Genomic DNA, 16,362 nt, shown 5'->3' on the forward strand with positions numbered 1-16,362 from the left:
CGTCACGGAACGGCGTGATTCGGTCGCGGGATTCGGCCGCACAGGGCACAGTGCCGCACACACGGAAACGACGGCCGGCGTCGCTCCGCACACACCCGTGCCGCGGAACGTCGGGGCGGCAGGGGCCATGCGCGGGCGACATGCACAACTCGGCCGGAGAGGATTGATCGCCGCCCCGAGATCGGTGACAATCAGCAGACGTCCGACCGCTGCCCCACAGACCCAATCGCCCACTTGCCTCGACCGAATAATGTGAGCGCATGTCACCGAGCCCTTCCCACGGACCGCCGGCCCCGGAGACATCCCCCAAGCGTGTGCGCGTCCGCCGCTGGCGGAGGATGCGCGCACACCTCCGACTCTTTCGACGCCGTATGCACGCCCACCCGGTGCTGCACCTGCCCTGGCGGATCGGGGTCGGGGTGGTCGGCACACTCGTCATCCTGGCGGGAACGGTCATGCTGGTGACCCCTGGCCCCGGCGCCGCAGGGATCATTCTCGGGCTGCTCATCCTCAGTACCGAGTTCGGCTGGGCCCACCGCCTTTTGCGCCCGACCCGCCGGTGGTTCCGTATCGCCGAGAAGCACGGGGAGCGGTTCAAGAACGACCTCCTGCGGCGCTACCGCAAGCGGCGCACGACGGGCGCCAAGCCCTCCGCCGCCGAATAGGCACCCCGCACGGGCGAGGACCGGCTCTCGTGTCGTCTCCCAGGAACCCGACCGCACACCCCGCCAACGGACCCGTGCCACGAAGCGCGACGGTCACCAGGACGAGCGGCACACCGGGGGCTCGGGGGGGGCGCCCACGACAACACAAAGGACGACCCGGCAAGGCGGCCGAAGGCCCCCGAGCAGGGTCGTCCTCAGTCCGTGGGCGATACTGGACTCGAACCAGTGACCTCGTCGGTGTGAACGACGCGCTCTAGCCAACTGAGCTAATCGCCCGGACCTGCTGCTTCCGGCTCTCCCGAGCCGGACAACAGAGACTCTAGCGCATGTTCGGGGGTGCTCGGAGCACTCATCGCCCGCCGCCCTCAAGACATGTGACGTAGATCACAGAACAACGCTGACATGTTCTCTTCAATGCCACAACCCGACACCGAAACACCGGCCCAACGCAGGGTTCCCGCACCCCGCCGCACCCTGGGGGACACCTCTTCATTACTCTGGCGTGACGTGGGCCACCCGGGGTTGGGAAATCTTTTGTTTCTCCTGGTCATTACAGTGACGAAGGACCGGGATGCCGTGATGCGGCGCGCTGACCCCCAACGGGCAGCACCACCACCGGTCCCACCCGACCAAGAAAGTCCCCGTACTCACGTCATAGTCCGCGGACGGCCTCGTTGGAGCGAGTGAGACGGCAACCGACCCGTGCCGCGCGCACCAGGGCCGGACGAGAAAAGGTTTGGCGAACATGAACAGTAGCGACACCACTGCCACCGCCGAGCTGGGCCTGCGGCTCGTGGTCCCCGAACGCGCCTCGGTGCCCCTGGCCGCGCGCGCCGACTACAGCGCGAACGACCCGTACGCGGTCCGCGTGGCCTTCCACACCGGCGAGGAGGACCCGGTCGAGTGGATCTTCGCGCGCGAACTGCTCACGGTCGGCATCGTCCGCGCCGTGGGCGAGGGCGACGTGCGTGTGTGGCCCTCCAAGGACGAGCACGGCGAGCGCACCGTGAGCATCGCCCTCTCCTCCCCCTTCGGCCAGGCGGAGTTCGACACCCAGGTGTCCCCGCTCGCCGAGTTCCTCCACCGCACCTACGAGATCGTGCCCGCGGGCCAGGAGCCGTCCTTCGTGGACCTGGACGAGGAGATCCAGCAGCACCTCGCCTCCTGACCGCTCACGCCCGCTACGGGTGCGGGGGCCGCGTTACTCCACGCGGCCCCCGCACCCGTACGCGCGCCTGTCAGGGATCGATCAGCTCGGCGGAGCGCTCCGCGAACACCGCCATCGCCTTCCTCGTGACGGGTCCGGCCTCCGGGGAGACCCGGCGGCCATCGATGCGCAGGATCGGCTGGACGTCGCGCCCGGTGGAGGTCAGGAACGCCTCGGAGCACTCGGGGAGCCGGCCCATGGGGACGTCCTCCTCCTCTCCGCCGAACCACTCCAGGACGAGCTCGCGGGTGATGCCCGCCAACGGCCCGGCCGACAGCGGCGGCGTGAGGAGCCTGCCGTCCGCCACCACGAACACGTTGCTGCCGGTCCCCTCGCACAGGTTCCCGCTCACGTTGGCGAAGAGCGCCTCGGAGGCGCCCCGCTCGGCGGCGTAGGCGAGCGCGCGGACGTTGCCCGCGTACGAGGTGGTCTTGAGACCGGCGAGCGCGTCGAACTCGTTGCGCTTCCACGGCACCACGGAGACGTCGGCCGACGGCTTGACCTCGGGGAAGGGGCTGATCGCCACGATGGCCGTCTGCTCCCCCGGAGCGCGGTCGGAGCCGAGGGGCCCGGTCCCGTCGGTGACGGTGATCCGCACCCTGGCGTCGACGACGTCGGCGTTGGCCGCCAGGGCCCGTCCGACACCGTCGGCGACCAGTTCCAGGTCCGGCTCGTCCATACCCAGCCCGGCGGCGGATCGGGCGAGCCTGCGCAGATGGCGGGTGAGCGCGAACGGGCGGCCCTCCCTGGCCCGCACCGTCTCGAACACGCCGTCCCCGACCGTGATCCCGTGATCGAACACGGAGATGCGTGCCTGGTCCGCTTCGACGACGGATCCGCTCCCGAACCCGGCTCCGGCGATCCACACCCTCATGCCCAACCCCCAGCTCTCGAACGCGCTGCCCGGTGCGGCGACTCACGAACGATCCTCCCACCGTCGCACCGGGTCGGGGAAGGAGCCCGCCCTCTACCGCCGAAGACGGCGGCTTGGCAATACCCCTGTCCAACTCCGGCCGCGGCACGGCCTCCGACACACGACCCCCGTGGCATCACTACTGGTCACGGATCTCCCCTTCCACCCGTACAGCAAAGCCACCTGGAGAAGGGCACAGACAGATAAGTTACGAATGACTATCATCTGGGCAACGCTTATGCGGGGCCACCTACTCACCCCGGCCCCCACCGGAACCACCGACGCCGCAGAGCACGCCTTCCCGTCACGCCCGAACGACGACAGAGCGAAGAGAGCCATGACTTCAACGAGCACCACACGCGGAGAACTCGGCTGGCTGCTGGACGACCTCCTCACGCGCGCCCCCGGCACTCAGCACGCCATCGTCCTCTCCACCGACGGACTCCTCATGGCCGCCTCCAGCGGCCTGGACCACCCTGCCGCCGAGCACCTGTCCGCGATCGCGTCGGGGCTGCACAGCCTGGCGGGCGGAGCCAGCAAACAGTTCTCCGCTGGCAACATCCGCCAGAGCATCATCGAGATGGACCGGGCCTTCCTCTTCGTGGCCGCGGCGGGCGAGGGGGCCTGCATGGCCCTGATGTCGGACTCCGACAGCGACGTGGGCCTGATCGCCTACGAGATGAACAAGGTGATCGAGAGAGTCGGCCAGTACCTCTCCGCGCCGCCACGGCCCGACATGCCCTCCAGCCCCGCTCACCTGGAGGGCTGAGTCGGTCGGTGTGAACACGGGAGGCGGGGCCCGCGGGGCACGCTCCGCTGAACGCTCGGCTCCGTGGAAGGTGTGGGCGGGTGACGCACAGGTGAAGGGCGACCGATTTCGCGCTCGGCCAGGAATCCGCTAGAGTTCTCAACGCAGCGAGCAGGACCCCCGGAAACAGCCGGAGGCCCGCAGGACTCGCCGCGCGGACGTGGCTCAGCTGGTAGAGCATCACCTTGCCAAGGTGAGGGTCGCGGGTTCGAATCCCGTCGTCCGCTCGGAGAACGGCGCGGCGCACCGGTTCGGTGCGCCGTGCCGATTCGGGACAAACACCCGATCACATGCGGACGTGGCTCAGCTGGTAGAGCATCACCTTGCCAAGGTGAGGGTCGCGGGTTCGAATCCCGTCGTCCGCTCGAAGAGGCCCGCACGGGCCGCAGGCCGGTCCCGCTCGCACTGAACGGGAGAAGGTCGCCGGGCGGTTAGCTCAGTTGGTTAGAGCGCTACCTTGACACGGTAGAGGTCACAGGTTCGAATCCTGTATCGCCCACGGAATCTGGAAGACCCTGCTCGGGCCCTGTGCCCCTCGCCGGGTCTTCCGCCGTGTCTAGCGGGGAAGCCCCCGAGACACCCCCTCTGGCCAAGGGCCCCTTCATCGACGAGCTTGAACAGAACGCTCGTTTGCATCGCGGGGCCGCGCCTCGTGGACTGCAGTCGGTCTGCCCAGGATCCACTCGGCGAGACGGCCCCGCTCGCGCGTGAACGCACCCACCGGGTTGCCTCGCCGCATCTGCTGGGAAGGGCCCCGGACGGCCCCCTCGCCGAGGCATTGCTTGGTTGCCCCCGCAACCACGGGCAGTGAGCGGTCCGCAGTGACACGTGGGTCGACGCATTGACGTTGAAAAAGCCCTTACTTGCGCTGCGCGAATGATCATGGGACGGCAGTGCCACAGTTGATGGTCACTGCCAGCACTCCACGGCACACGCCCCCGGGTGCCCGCCCGAACCGCACGTCACCCCCGCGCCCTTCTCCCACCGCAGGATGCCGGACACGCCCCGTACTCGCTCACGGGCCGGGGCGGCGAACCCCATCGAGGCCCCGTTCGGGCGCGAGGGCTGGTACTACCTGTTCGTCTCCTTCGACCTGTGCTGCCAGGGGCCGACAGCACCTACCGCGCCACGGTCGGCCGGTCCGGGAGCGCTATCGGCCCCTGCCACAACCGCAGCGGCACCGGCATGACGCGGGGCAGGGGCAGGGGCAGGGGCACCGAGATCCTGGTCTGCCACGGCCCCGGCCACCAGGACCTCTTCGCTTACCACTACTACGCCGACGACGGCACGGCCCCTCTGGGTACCCACCGGCTCGGCTGGGAGTCCGCGGGAGGGCCCTACGTGCGCTGACCCGCCATGGCCGGGGGTACGGCGGTGGCACGGCCGCACCCCCGGGGCGCCTATGGCGCGCCCTCCGGACCGGAAGCGGGCTCCGGCTCCCGGTCGGAGCGGCCGCCGAGGAGCCACAGCCCTCCCGCGACCGCCGCCGCGCACAGGGGCATCGCCGCCCACCAGGGCAGGCCGAGCCCCACGGGCAGCAGGCCCAGGACGATCGCGACCGCCGCCACGAAGAGCGCGTAGGGCAACTGGGTGCGCACGTGGTCGACCACGTCGCACCGGGAGGCCAGCGACGAGATCACCGTGGTGTCGGAGATGGGGGAGCAGTGGTCACCCCACACCGCTCCCGCGAGGACGGTGGAGACCGACGCGAACAGCAGGGGGTGGCCCTCCGGACCGGCCAGGCCCCGGGCCTCCAGCACCGCCCACGCCAGGGGGACCGCCAACGGCGTCAGGACGCCCATGGTCCCCCAACTGGTGCCGGTGGCGAAGGCCACGGCGGCAGCGACCACGAACAGCAGGGTCGGCAGGAGAAAGGGCGGCAGTACCCCGCCGAGTGCTCCGGCGATGAAGTCAGCCGTGCCCAGCAGGGCCGTGATGTCGGACAGGGACCAGGCCAGCGTCAGGATGACGATCACGTACATCACGGACGTGACTCCCTGGAACCAGGCGTCGACGACCTCCCCCAGAGTCAGGATGCGCTGGGCGGCGCTCATGGCCCACGCCGCGGCCAGCGCCAGGAGCGAGCCCCACAGCAGGGAGGAGAAGGCGTCCCCGCTGCCGACACGCATCACGAACGAGTCACCCTGGCCAGTGGTGAGCAGTCCGGTGACCGTCGTGGCGACCAGGACGAGGATCGGCACGAGCGCGTTGAGGAGCCTGCGGGGCGTCTCCGTCGCCGGTTCCAGCGCGTCGGCACCTCCGGCACCCAGGTGCGAGCCCTCCCGCAGGACCGCGCCGGTGGTGCGGGCCCGGCGCTCGGCCGCGAGCATCGGGCCGAAGTCGCGGCCGGTCAGGGCGACCGCGAAGACGAACACGACCGCCAGAACCGGGTAGAAGGCGTACTTCAGGGACTCGACGAAGACGGCGAACCCGCCCATCGCCAGGCCGGTCCCGGCGACGGACTCGTCGATGAGGGCCACGTGGAACCCGATCCATGTGGACAGCAGCGCGAGGGTGGCCACCGGCGCGGCCGTGGAGTCGACGATGTAGGCGAGTTTCTCGCGGGAGACGCGCAGCCGGTCCAGGACGGGGCGCATCGTGTTGCCGACCACCAGGGTGTTAGCGTAGTCGTCGAAGAAGACGGCCAGCCCCAGGCCGCCGGTGACGGCCTGGCCCCGGCGGGGGGTGGAGGCCCACCGGGTCACGGCGCGGACGATCCCGTCGGTGCCGCCGTTCTTGCGGATGACACCGACCAGCCCGCCGATCATCAGGGTGAAGAGGACGATCGTGATGCGGTCGGCACGGGCGAGCGCACCCACGACATAGATCCCCGCGGAGTCGAGCAGGGACAGGGCCAGCCCCGCCGGGGACAGTCCTTCGAGGAGCCAGGCCCCCAGCCAGACACCGGCGAACAGCGCGGGCAGGACCTGGCGTGTGGTGAGCGCCAGGCCGATGGCCAGGACGGGCGGCAGGACCGACCACCAGCCCCCCGGCTCCAGGTCCCCCGGTTCCCGGAGGGTTCCGGCGGGGACGCTGCCCGCCGCGAAGGCGCCCAGGAGGGCCACACCCGCGACGGCGGCCAGCACGGCGGCGGAAGTGCGGCGGCGTGCGCGGTGACCGGTGCCGTCCGTGGTCGGTCTGCTCTGTGCCATCGCCGTTCCTTCCGGGCGGGGGACCCCACATCGGAAGTGTGCTGGTGCGCACCGGGCCTTACCCGACAGAAAATCCGAGCTTTGCCTGATTTGCGAGGAATGTTGGGAGAGCGCTGACCACCGTTGTCGGATGATGAACGCAACGGTGCGCGTATCCGCGCGTCCGCACTGTGACATCCGAGGTTCCGCCCACGGTCCCGGACCGGTGAGGGTCCGGCCCGGGCGGCCGCTAGGGGGCACGACACCATGCGCAAGACATCAGCGAACGGTTGGCAGTTCTTCGTCGCGACACTGCTGATCGTCATCGGCGTCATCAACATCGGCCAGGGGCTCGTCGCCCTCGTGACTCCGGAGTTCTACATCGCCACCGAGGCGAACATGCTCTTCCTGGAGTACGGGGCCTGGGGTGCCCTGCTGGCCCTGTGGGGGGCGGTCCTGGTCATCGCGGGCTTCTCCGTACTGTCCGGCAGCACGTGGGCCCGGGTGTTCGGCGTGGTGCTCGCCGCGTTGAACATCATCGCCCAACTGGTCTTCCTGTTCGCCATGCCGCTGTGGTCGCTGGTGGTGATCGCCGTCAACGTCCTAGTGATCTACGGCATGACGGCGGGCTGGCCGTCCAAGGCGGAGCTGAGGGATCAGGAGGCCCGGGAAGCGGAGGCCTCCTACCGGGCCGGTTACCGGGCCGCCCACGAGAAGCCCCACGAGGAGAAGGCACGTACGGAGAAGGGGCGCCACGCCGCGGAGAAGGCCGGGGGCGAGACCCGCGAGCATGAGCAGCCGACCAGCTGACCGTTCACCGCGTCGGTGCCCGGCCGGGGAGCGCTCTCCGGCCGGGCACCGACGCTTCGCGGGCTCAGTGCTTGCGCGGACGCAGGTGCGAGGCCACGGCCAACCTGTTGTAGAGGTTGATCATCGCGATCGCCGCCATCAGCGCGGCGACCTGCTCGTCGGAGAAGTGCTCGGCGACCGCGTCGTAGACCTCCTCGCTCACCCCGCCCTCCCCCATCCGCGTCATCTCGTCTGTGAGCGCGAGGACGGCCCGCTCCGCGTCGGTGAAGATCGCGCCCGCCTCGTGCCAGGTCGCCACCTGGAAGAGGCGCTGGCGGCTCTCCCCCTCCTTGAGCGCCTTCTCCGTGTGCAGGTCAACGCAGAAGGCGCAGCCGTTGAGGATCGAAGAACGCAGTTTCAGCAGTTCCAGGAGCGTGCCATCCAGGTGGTCGGCGACGACCTTGTCGATCTCGTCGAGTTTCCCGTACACCTCGGGAAGCTTCTTGGCCCAGATCACGCGTGCTCCGGCCATGGGTCCCCCTTCGTCCGCCGCCACTCCTCGTAGTGGCCGTTCGACACCACCATGGCACGACCGCCCGCCCGAAGTCCTCTCAACGGCGCTCCCGGGCCCGCTCTCCGGACACAGGGCTCAGACCCGGGCCCGGCGCTCCTGTGAACCCTATCCGGCGCTGGTCGCCCGGACCCGCTCGAAGACGCGGGCGAGCCCGTCCAGGAAGGCCTCCAGGGCCAGGTCGAAGCTGGCCTGGTCGATCTCAGCAGCGTGCTCGGACAACCGGTGCGCCTGGGACAGGTTGGGGTAGCGGTCGCGGTAGACCCACACGTCGTCGGCGAAGCCGCGCGCGAAGGACTGGGTGGCGGCACCCACCACGAGGTACTTGGCCGAGGCTCCGATCATCGTGGCGTAGCGTGGGGGCCATCCCGCCCGGACGAGGGCGCCCTGGACGACGTCGGCGCGGCGCAGCGCCTCGTCGCGCCGGCCGGGACCGGCCGCCACGACGGGGACGAGGTTGGGGTGCTCGGCCAGGGCGGCGCGGTAGGAGCGGGCCCACGAGCCGATTCCCTCGCGCCAGTCGCCGCCGTCGAACCCGGAGACGTCGATGCGCGAGGTCACCTCGTCGGCCACCTCGCCGAGCAGCTCCTCCTTGGTCCGGTAGTGGCTGTAGAGGGAGGCCGCCTGCACGTCGAGTTCCTGGGCGAGTTTGCGCATGGACAGCCACTCCAGGCCCTCGCGGTCGATGAGGGCCAGAGCGGCGGCGCGGATAGCGGGCTTGCTCAGGATCGGCGTTCTGGGTCGGGCCACTGACGGGGTTCCCTTCTCGGTTCAGCGGCGGACGGTCCGATCCGTCCCTTCCGGGCTGATCATCGCACGTTCGCGCACGGTCGGGGCCGTTCTTTCGAGTGGACGCGGGCTTGCGGGCCTGAGGGGGGACACCGCACCCTCAAATAACCGAACGTCGTCAGGTTACGGGGAGCGGCCGTGATCGACTTCCCGCTGACCGACGAGCAGCGCGCCGTCCGCAGCTGGGTACGCACCTTCGTGGAGCGCGAGCTCATGCCACTGGAGAATGAGGTCCTGCGCCGTGAGCGCGAGGGGCACGTTCCGGGCCTCACCGCGGAGGAGACCACGGGCCTGCGTGAACTGGCCCGCAAGTCCGACTTCTGGGGCGTGGACACCCCCGAGGAGTACGGCGGCATGGGCCTGGGCCCCTCTCCGTCGCCCTCGTCGAGACCGGGCTCGGCCGCACCTTCGCCAGTTTCAGGTTCGGCGGCAGCGCCGACAACATCCTCTTCCACGCCAACGAGGAGCAGAAGGAGCGGTACCTGCTCCCCACCATCAACGGTGACCGCCACTCCTGCTTCGCCATCACCGAGCCCGGTGCCGGGTCGGACGCCAAGGCCCTCCGCACCCGCGCGGTCCGCGACGGCGACGCGTGGGTCATCAACGGTGAGAAGACCTTCATCACCGGCGGCGAGCAGGCCGACTTCACCATGGTCTTCGCCGTCACCGACCAGGAGAAGGGCGCCGACGGGGGCGTGACCTGCTTCCCGGTCGACCACGACATGGGATGGACCTCCGAATCAGCAGCGGGCACGAGAACGGAGCCCGTGCCGCGCGCCGGGGAGCACGCCACGGGCCCCGTTCTCGTGCGGCCCCGGTGTCAGGCGACGTCGACCAGGTCGACGACGAACACCAGGGTCTCCCCCGGCTTGATGGCCGGGGTCGGGCTCTGGTCTCCGTAGGCCAGGTGCGGCGGGATGACCAGCTTGCGGCGGCCACCCACGCGCATACCCATGACCCCCTGGTCCCAGCCCGGGATGACCATGCCCGCGCCCAGGCGGAAGTTCAGCGGGGTGCCGCGGTTCCAACTGGCGTCGAACTCCTCACCGGTGGAGTGGGAGACTCCGACGTAGTGGACGCCGACGTTGCTGCCGTGCCCGGCCTGGGCGCCCTCCCCGATGGTGAGGTCCGTGACCTCCAGGTCCGCCGGCGGCGGGCCGCCCGGGAAGTCGATCTCGGGACGCTCAAGGGCCATGGTGGTTCCCCTCGTGTTGTCGGAGCTTCGTCGAAGGGCCAGCGTATCGGCGCCGGGCAGGGCCCGTGGCGCGGAGAGGCCCCGGAGGTGCCGCGCCCCGTCGCGGAACGGTCCTCTCACAGGGCGCCGACGGTCGCCGCGACCACGTGGCCGCGCCCCTCGACCTTGACCGGCCCGCTGCCGGCGGGGATGAACACCGACTCCCCGCGCACCAGGGTGAGGCCGTGGCCGACCTCAGCGACCATCTCCACCCGGCCGTCCAGGACCAGCACCACCGAGGGCCCCTCCCCCGGCAGGTACGCGGCGACGCGCCCGGGCCCGATCTCGTGGAGCGTGAACTCGGGCGCCTCCGGGCGGAACTCGCGGCGCCCGTCCAAGCGGCGTGGGCCGGTGTAGGGGACCGGCAGGACCGAGAAGTCCACCACGTCCAGCAGTTCGGGCACGTCCACGTGCTTGTGGGTGAGCCCGGCACGGAGCACGTTGTCGGAACTGGCCATGACCTCGACGGCCGTTCCGCGCAGGTAGGCGTGCAGGTTGCCCGCCGGCAGGAACAGGGCCTGGCCGGGCCGGAGGGTGACCCGGTTGAGCAGCAGGGCCGCCACGGCGCCCGGGTCGCCCGGGTAGCGGTCGGCCAGGTCGGTGACGATGCCCGTGTGCGCGCCGCGCCCACCGCAGGCCGACCACTCGGCGACGAACTCGGCGAGCAGTCGTCCGCGCTCCGGCACGGGCAGTCTGAGCAGGCGGGTCAGCGCCGAGCGCAGGGCCTCGTGGGTGTCGGACACCGCCAGGTCCCGTCTCAGCAGTCCGGCCAGCTCGCCCTCCAGGCCCTCCAGGTCCCGTCGGGCCGCGGCGGGCTCGCGGAACCCGCACAGCGCCTCGAAGGGATCCAGGGCCAGGAGGAGTTCGGGCTTGTGGTGGGGGTCGCGGTAGTTGCGGTGCGGGGCGCCAACGGGGATGCCCGCCCGTTCCTCGGCCTCGAAACCCGAGCGGGCACGGGCGGTGTCCGGGTGCACCTGGAGCGACAGGGGCGCGTCGGCGGCCAGGAACTTCAGCAGGAAGGGGAGCCGGGCGCCGAAGCGTTCGACGGTGCGGGGGCCGAGTACGCCGTGGGGGTCGTCGGCGATGAACCGGGGCAGGGGGACGGGCCCCCCGTCCGGGTGCACGGTGCTGGGCGCGCCGTGGTGGGCTCCCAGCCACAGTTCGGCCTGGGGGGTGCCATCGGGCTCGGTGCCCAGGAGCCTGGGGATCGCGGTCCGGGCACCCCAGGCGTACGGCCGTACCTGGTTGGTGAGCCTGAGCATCCGCTCCGCCTTCCCATGTGCGTGTCCTCACCCCGCGGACACCCCGGCGGGGTGACATCCAGTGTCGCGGAACACGGTGCCGAGGTCGATACGGCCCACCCCCGCGTCCGGAGTGGTACACACCCCACCGTGCCAGGCGGGCGGATATCCAACGCTCCCGGGACTGGGAAGCGGCGATGAAGTTACCGACGGCCAAACCATGACCGGGAACCCACGGACCAGTACCGGGACGTCACCAAACGGAGAGCGACACACCCGTATCCGTGGTCATTCCCCAGACCGAGCCGCGGACACGCGCGGGCGGCGCACCCGGTCGGACTCCTCGATGAGGCGGTCGCACATCCGCTGGAGCATCTCCGGCTCGGGCTGGGACAGCCCGGCGATCGACGCCAGGTAGAGCCCGTCGCCCGCCCGGAGGATGATCTCGGCGAGCACCGGGTCGGTGAGCTCCTCCCTGAGCAGTGCGCCCCAGTGCTCGAAGAGGTGCCGCACGAGCGAGTCGGCCTCCTCCGAGAGCTCCTCCTGACTCCGCAGGGAGGCGATGACCGCCCAGTACAGTTCGCGCTCCTCGGAGCTGCTCGGCAGTGACGTGCGCAGGAAGACCCGGACCACGCCCTCGTCCCCGGTGAGGGCCTCCTCGAACTGGTCCTCGGCGAGGGCGCCCAGACGGTCGATCAAGCCGGTGAACATCGCCTTCTTGGACGGGAAGTGGTAGAGCAGGCCGCCCTTGGAGACCGCGGCGGCGTGGGCGACCGCCTCCAGGGTGACTCCGGAGTAGCCCTGGTGGACGAGGATGTCCTGGAGGGCGTCGAGGATCCGGTCCCGGGTGCTGGATGTACTCACGATTGCGACTTTACCGGCTGGACGGTACTGTACCGTCTGGACGGTTCACCAGAGTCCCGAAACATCCCGGTCGACCGCCGTCCCCGCGGCCCGCGCCATGGCGCCGCCCGCGCAGACGCACCTTCGAAAGTCACGAGGAAAGATGAGTTCCGCCAACACGCTCGCGGGCCCCCGCGAGTGGACCGCGCTCGCCGTCCTGGTCCTGCCCGTCGTCCTGATCTCGGTCGACATGACCGTGCTCGGGTTCGCCGTGCCCGCACTCAGCGAGGACCTCGACCCCACGTCCGGGCAACTGCTGTGGATCGTCGACGTCTACGGCTTCGTCCTGGCCGGGCTGCTGGTCACCATGGGTGCGCTGGGCGACCGCATCGGCCGCCGCCGACTGCTCATGATGGGCTCCGCCGCCTTCGGCGCCGCCTCGCTGGTGGCGGCGTTCGCTCCCAGCGCCGAGGTGCTCATCATCGCCCGGGCGCTGCTCGGCGTCGCGGGGGCCTCCCTGATGCCCTCAACCCTGTCGCTGCTGCGCAACACCTTCCTCGACGACCGCCAGCGCCTGCTGGCCATCGCGGTCTGGGCCTCCGGCTTCTCCGCCGGAGCCGCACTCGGCCCGATCCTGGGCGGCTGGCTGCTCGAACACTTCTCCTGGGGATCGGTCTTCCTCGTCAACCTGCCCGTGATGGCCGTGCTCCTGGTGGCCCTGCCTCTGCTGGTGCGCGAGTCGCGCGACCCCTCCCCCGGCCGCCTGGACCCGCTCAGCGTCGTGCTGTCGCTGGCGACCATGCTGCCCGCCGTCTACGCGATCAAGGAGTTGGCCGCGCACGACCCCTCCCTGACCGCGTTCGGCCTGCTCGCAGCCGGGCTGACCGCGGGAGCGGTGTTCGTCCGGCGGCAGCGGGCCCTGCCCGACCCGCTGATCGACGTGAACCTGTTCCGCTCCCGCACCTTCAGCGTGGCCGTGGCCACCAACCTGGTGATGGTGTTCTCCCTGGTCGCGTCGCTGTTCTTCCTGACGCAGTATCTGCAACTGGTCCTGGACCTCTCACCCATGCGCGCCGGGTTCGTGCTGGTGCCCGGGCTGGTGGTCTCGGTGGTGGCCAGCTTCGTCGCGGTCCGCCTGTCCCGGCGGCTCAGCCTGGCCGCCGTGGTCGGCGGCTCCCTGACCGTGACCTCCTCCGGGTTCGCCCTACTGGTGCTGGCCTCCCCCGGCGCCCCCGCCGCCGGGGCGCTCATCGTGGCGGCGGGGTTCGCACTGGTCGCCCTGGGCTCGGGTCTGGCCGAGACCCTCACCAACGGCGCGATCATGTCGGCGGCCCCGCCGGAGCGCGCAGGCGCGGCCTCGGCCATCTCCGAGACCGCCTACGAACTGGGCGGGGCCCTCGGTGTGGCCGTGCTGGGCAGTGTGCTGACCGCGTCCTACCGCGCCGACCTGGCCGCCGTCGACGGGGTCCCGCAGAGCGCGGTGGAGCGCGCCCGGGAGACGCTGGGCGGTGCCACACAGACCGCCGCGGAGCTGGGCGGCACGGAGGGTGCCGACCTCATGGCGGCGGCGCAGTCCGCGTTCACCACCGGGATGCACCTCACCAGCGCCATCGCGGCGGTGGTCGTACTGGCGTCCGCCGTTCAGGCGTGGCTGCTGCTGCGCGGCCAGGCGGGCCCCGCGCAGGCCCCCGGGACTCAGAACAGCCGGACCAGCTCCACCTCGGAGCCGTCCCACCCGGGCGGCACCACCGCGTAGGCGTCGGCCCGCGCCGGTTCGCGCAGGCTGCCCGGCCGGTCCCGGCCCGCGGGTCGGGCACCGTCGGCCCCCACGCACACGGCGACCAGACGGGTGTCCCGGTGGTGGGGACGCACGTCGCCCGCGAGGGGCACCCGCTCTGCGACCCGGGCCGGGTCCGGGCGTCCGGCCATACCGGTAAGCAGCGGGACCAGGAGCGTGAGCGCGGCCACCAGGGCGGCCCCCGGATGGCCCGGCAGGCCCACCAGAACGGTGGGGCCGGCCGACGCAAGAACCTGGGGGTGGCCCGGACGGCAGGCGACCCCGTCCACGACGGTCTCGGCCCCGATCTCCCCCAGGACCGCGCGGAAGTGGTCGGCGGGCCCCTGGGAGGAGGATCCGCACACCGCGACCACGTCGGCCTCGGCCCCGGTGACACACTCCCGGAGCATGCGGCGATCGTCGCCCAGATGGCGGACCCGCCCCACCTCCGCACCCGCCCAGCCCACGATGCCGGGCAGCATCGGACCGATGGCGTCGCGGACGGTGCCCTCACCCGGCAGCCCGCTCGGGGCAACCTCGTCCCCGGTGACGACCACGTCCACCCGGGGGCGCACCACCGGCAGGGACTCATGGCCCAGGCTCGCGGCCAGGCCGAGCACGGCGGGCGTGACCTCGGCGCCCCGTGCGAGCACCGTCTCCCCCGGCGCGGTCTCCTCGCCCTCCCAGCGCACATGCCGCCCCGCGTCGATGTGTCCTTCGACACCCCCGGCTCCGGTGACCGCGTGCTCGTAGGGCAGGACCGCCTCCGCCCCCTTGGGCACACGCGCACCCGTGGCGATCTCCACTGCCTCTCCCGGGCGCAGCCCCGGATGGACGGCCGAAGCGCCGGCCAGATGGGCGCCCACCAACCGCCACGGCCCCGCGCCCGCCACCGCGTACCCGTCCATAGCGGCGGCATCGAAGGCCGGAAGGCCCACCAGGGCACGCAGGTCAGCGCCGAGGACGGCCCCCAGGGCCCGCTCCAGCGGCACCTCCCTGGGCCCGGGGGCACGCTCCCCGCCGAGTCGGCGCGCGACCGCGCGCGCCTCCGCCCACGTTCGGCCCATGCCACTCCCCCTCGTCTTGCGCCTCCACCCATTGTCCCCCGGGCGGCCCCGCCACCCCCATTCCGCCGGGCCCAGCGAGGCGGTCCCGATTTCGATTTGCGGTCTGCGGGCTTTCCGCTAGAGTTCTTACCAGCGGCACGGCAGGGTCACGCAGGTGAGACCCGGGCCGAGCGGCGCGGACGTGGCTCAGCTGGTAGAGCATCACCTTGCCAAGGTGAGGGTCGCGGGTTCGAATCCCGTCGTCCGCTCGGAGGAGGCGCGGGGCGTCATCACGTCCCACGTGTGCTCGGTGGAGTGGCCGAGAGGCGAGGCAGCGGCCTGCAAAGCCGTCTACACGGGTTCAAATCCCGTCTCCACCTCCCCGTTTTTCCCTCGGGGCGGTTAGCTCAGTTGGTTAGAGCGCTACCTTGACACGGTAGAGGTCACAGGTTCGAATCCTGTATCGCCCACGGACTCTGGACGGCCCTGCCCGGAAGCCTTCGGCCCCGGGCAGGGCCGTCCGCCGTGTTTGCCGGGGCCTGTGTCAGGGGGTGCGGACGCCGACGCCGAACAGGCCGAGGTACCGACCGGTTCCCCGCCGGAGACGGTGCTCGGCGTCACCGACGCGTGGACGGCCCTGTTCGGGACGGTCGGCTTCGAACTCTTCGGCCAGTACGGCCGGGTCGTCGAGGCGCGCGAGGAGCACCTGGACCACCGGGCGCGCCTGACCGCGCACGCCGTCGGCCTCCCCGGCACCTGGCCCCGGGGCCGGCCTCGGCTTGAACCTCACGCGGCGTCAGGTCCTAGCTTGACCGGCATGACCCACACCTTTCCCGCCTTCGAGGTCGGCCCCGTTCCCGCTCCCGGTACCGACGCCACACCGCCGGAGCCGTTCCGCGGGATCTACGCCATGCCGATGTTCACCACGCTCCCCGCCCCGGACCTGGCCCTGTCAGCCGACTTCTGGATCCGCGGGCTCGGCTTCCTCGACCTGTTCTCCGTCCCCGGGCAGATCACGCACCTGCGCCGCTGGACCTTCCAGGACGTCCTGCTGGTCCCAGGCGAGCGGCCGGACCGGACACCGCCGGTGAGCGTCAGCTTCGCCTGCGTCCTGAACCAGATCGAGGAGATCGCCGCCGTCTGCGAGGAGCTGCGGCCGGGATGCACCGCGGGGCCCCGGCGGACACCGTGGAACACGGTGGACCTGGAGGTGACCACGCCCGAGAACGCACGGGTGGTCATGACGGCGGCCCGCCCCCACACACCGGGCAGCGCTGAGGCCGAGCACCTGCGCTCCATCGGCATCACGCCCCCCGGGGAGTGACCGCGGCCGGCAGCGGGTCCCACG

The 16,362-nt window shown here is 71.3% G+C and carries 16 protein-coding genes, 7 tRNA genes and 1 pseudogene; 14 read left to right on the top strand and 10 right to left on the bottom strand.

All coding sequences use genetic code 11. The annotated features are described in order from the left end of the window. Window positions 1–371: 371 nt before the first annotated feature. The gene (locus B042_RS0119390) at window positions 372–665 is read left to right on the top strand and encodes a PGPGW domain-containing protein (RefSeq protein ID WP_036555638.1); all 294 of its coding nucleotides are present in this window, start codon (window positions 372–374) and stop codon (window positions 663–665) included. A gap of 202 nt (window positions 666–867) precedes the next feature. Here B042_RS0119390 and B042_RS0119395 read toward each other — a convergent pair. Continuing rightward, window positions 868–941 (bottom strand) — tRNA-Val (locus B042_RS0119395). Between the two features lie 469 nt (window positions 942–1,410). Between B042_RS0119395 and B042_RS0119400 the strand changes: the two genes are divergently transcribed. Beyond that, window positions 1,411–1,833 (top strand): SsgA family sporulation/cell division regulator, encoded by a 423-nt coding sequence (locus B042_RS0119400; RefSeq protein ID WP_028649742.1) that lies wholly within the window; start codon window positions 1,411–1,413, stop codon window positions 1,831–1,833. A 70-nt stretch (window positions 1,834–1,903) separates the two neighbouring features. On the opposite strand, the gene B042_RS0119405 is transcribed toward B042_RS0119400, so the two are convergent. Further along, a complete protein-coding gene (locus B042_RS0119405) occupies window positions 1,904–2,746 on the bottom strand; it encodes an aminotransferase class IV (protein ID WP_028649743.1) in 843 nt (280 codons plus the stop codon). Window positions 2,747–3,122: 376 nt separating this feature from the next. On the opposite strand from B042_RS0119405, the gene B042_RS0119410 reads away from it, so the two are divergent. From B042_RS0119410 to B042_RS26260, 5 genes are all read left to right on the top strand, one after another. Further along, on the top strand, window positions 3,123–3,554 hold the full coding sequence (locus B042_RS0119410; protein ID WP_028649744.1) for a roadblock/LC7 domain-containing protein: 432 nt from the start codon (window positions 3,123–3,125) through the stop codon (window positions 3,552–3,554). A 193-nt stretch (window positions 3,555–3,747) separates the two neighbouring features. Then, window positions 3,748–3,820, top strand: a tRNA-Gly gene (locus B042_RS0119415). Between the two features lie 65 nt (window positions 3,821–3,885). Next, a tRNA-Gly gene (locus B042_RS0119420) sits at window positions 3,886–3,958 on the top strand. Between the two features lie 60 nt (window positions 3,959–4,018). Then, a tRNA-Val gene (locus B042_RS0119425) sits at window positions 4,019–4,092 on the top strand. Window positions 4,093–4,688: 596 nt separating this feature from the next. After that, on the top strand, window positions 4,689–4,943 hold the full coding sequence (locus tag B042_RS26260; protein WP_028649745.1) for a hypothetical protein: 255 nt from the start codon (window positions 4,689–4,691) through the stop codon (window positions 4,941–4,943). A 50-nt stretch (window positions 4,944–4,993) separates the two neighbouring features. Here the strand turns inward: B042_RS26260 and B042_RS23910 are convergent, their stop codons facing one another. After that, a complete protein-coding gene (locus tag B042_RS23910; RefSeq protein WP_051415803.1) occupies window positions 4,994–6,745 on the bottom strand; it encodes a Na+/H+ antiporter NhaC family protein in 1,752 nt (583 codons plus the stop codon). A gap of 246 nt (window positions 6,746–6,991) precedes the next feature. On the opposite strand from B042_RS23910, the gene B042_RS0119440 reads away from it, so the two are divergent. Then, the gene (locus B042_RS0119440; RefSeq protein ID WP_028649746.1) at window positions 6,992–7,534 is read left to right on the top strand and encodes a hypothetical protein; all 543 of its coding nucleotides are present in this window, start codon (window positions 6,992–6,994) and stop codon (window positions 7,532–7,534) included. A 64-nt stretch (window positions 7,535–7,598) separates the two neighbouring features. Here the strand turns inward: B042_RS0119440 and B042_RS0119445 are convergent, their stop codons facing one another. Next, window positions 7,599–8,045 carry a carboxymuconolactone decarboxylase family protein gene (locus B042_RS0119445; protein ID WP_028649747.1) on the bottom strand — a complete coding sequence of 149 codons (447 nt, stop codon included), beginning with the start codon at window positions 8,043–8,045 and terminating at the stop codon, window positions 7,599–7,601. Between the two features lie 147 nt (window positions 8,046–8,192). After that, window positions 8,193–8,834 carry a TetR/AcrR family transcriptional regulator gene (locus B042_RS0119450; protein ID WP_028649748.1) on the bottom strand — a complete coding sequence of 214 codons (642 nt, stop codon included), beginning with the start codon at window positions 8,832–8,834 and terminating at the stop codon, window positions 8,193–8,195. A gap of 177 nt (window positions 8,835–9,011) precedes the next feature. Here B042_RS0119450 and B042_RS25390 point away from each other — a divergent pair. Continuing rightward, window positions 9,012–9,613 (top strand): annotated as a pseudogene (locus B042_RS25390) (acyl-CoA dehydrogenase family protein); the annotation flags it as partial. Window positions 9,614–9,693: 80 nt separating this feature from the next. On the opposite strand, the gene B042_RS0119460 reads toward B042_RS25390, so the two are convergent. The 3 genes from B042_RS0119460 to B042_RS0119470 all read right to left on the bottom strand — a co-directional run bounded on the left by B042_RS0119460 (window position 9,694) and on the right by B042_RS0119470 (window position 12,212). After that, on the bottom strand, window positions 9,694–10,068 hold the full coding sequence (locus tag B042_RS0119460; RefSeq protein WP_028649749.1) for an FKBP-type peptidyl-prolyl cis-trans isomerase: 375 nt from the start codon (window positions 10,066–10,068) through the stop codon (window positions 9,694–9,696). A 116-nt stretch (window positions 10,069–10,184) separates the two neighbouring features. Next, entirely contained in the window at window positions 10,185–11,369 is a 1,185-nt protein-coding gene (gene manA, locus B042_RS0119465; RefSeq protein WP_028649750.1) for a mannose-6-phosphate isomerase, class I, read from the bottom strand. Window positions 11,370–11,636: 267 nt separating this feature from the next. After that, on the bottom strand, window positions 11,637–12,212 hold the full coding sequence (locus B042_RS0119470) for a TetR/AcrR family transcriptional regulator (protein ID WP_028649751.1): 576 nt from the start codon (window positions 12,210–12,212) through the stop codon (window positions 11,637–11,639). A gap of 142 nt (window positions 12,213–12,354) precedes the next feature. Between B042_RS0119470 and B042_RS23915 the strand changes: the two genes are divergently transcribed. Continuing rightward, entirely contained in the window at window positions 12,355–13,947 is a 1,593-nt protein-coding gene (locus tag B042_RS23915) for an MFS transporter (protein ID WP_051415805.1), read from the top strand. Here B042_RS23915 and B042_RS0119480 read toward each other — a convergent pair. Next, window positions 13,887–15,035, bottom strand: a complete 1,149-nt coding sequence (locus tag B042_RS0119480; RefSeq protein ID WP_028649752.1) for a molybdopterin molybdotransferase MoeA — start codon at window positions 15,033–15,035, stop codon at window positions 13,887–13,889. The genes B042_RS23915 and B042_RS0119480 overlap by 61 nt on opposite strands. 175 nt (window positions 15,036–15,210) lie before the next feature. Between B042_RS0119480 and B042_RS0119485 the strand changes: the two genes are divergently transcribed. The 3 genes from B042_RS0119485 to B042_RS0119495 all read left to right on the top strand — a co-directional run bounded on the left by B042_RS0119485 (window position 15,211) and on the right by B042_RS0119495 (window position 15,484). Further along, window positions 15,211–15,283: transfer RNA gene (locus B042_RS0119485), tRNA-Gly, on the top strand. A 40-nt stretch (window positions 15,284–15,323) separates the two neighbouring features. Next, window positions 15,324–15,394 (top strand) — tRNA-Cys (locus B042_RS0119490). 16 nt (window positions 15,395–15,410) lie between these two features. Beyond that, window positions 15,411–15,484 (top strand) — tRNA-Val (locus B042_RS0119495). 74 nt (window positions 15,485–15,558) lie between these two features. On the opposite strand, the gene B042_RS25940 is transcribed toward B042_RS0119495, so the two are convergent. After that, window positions 15,559–15,750 (bottom strand): hypothetical protein, encoded by a 192-nt coding sequence (locus B042_RS25940; protein ID WP_028649753.1) that lies wholly within the window; start codon window positions 15,748–15,750, stop codon window positions 15,559–15,561. Between the two features lie 81 nt (window positions 15,751–15,831). Between B042_RS25940 and B042_RS0119505 the strand changes: the two genes are divergently transcribed. Next, window positions 15,832–16,338, top strand: coding sequence for a glycosyl transferase (locus B042_RS0119505; RefSeq protein WP_028649754.1), 507 nt, complete (start codon window positions 15,832–15,834; stop codon window positions 16,336–16,338). Window positions 16,339–16,362 lie beyond the last annotated feature (24 nt).

The organism is Nocardiopsis sp. CNT312 (assembly GCF_000515115.1).
Lineage (GTDB): Bacteria > Actinomycetota > Actinomycetes > Streptosporangiales > Streptosporangiaceae > Nocardiopsis.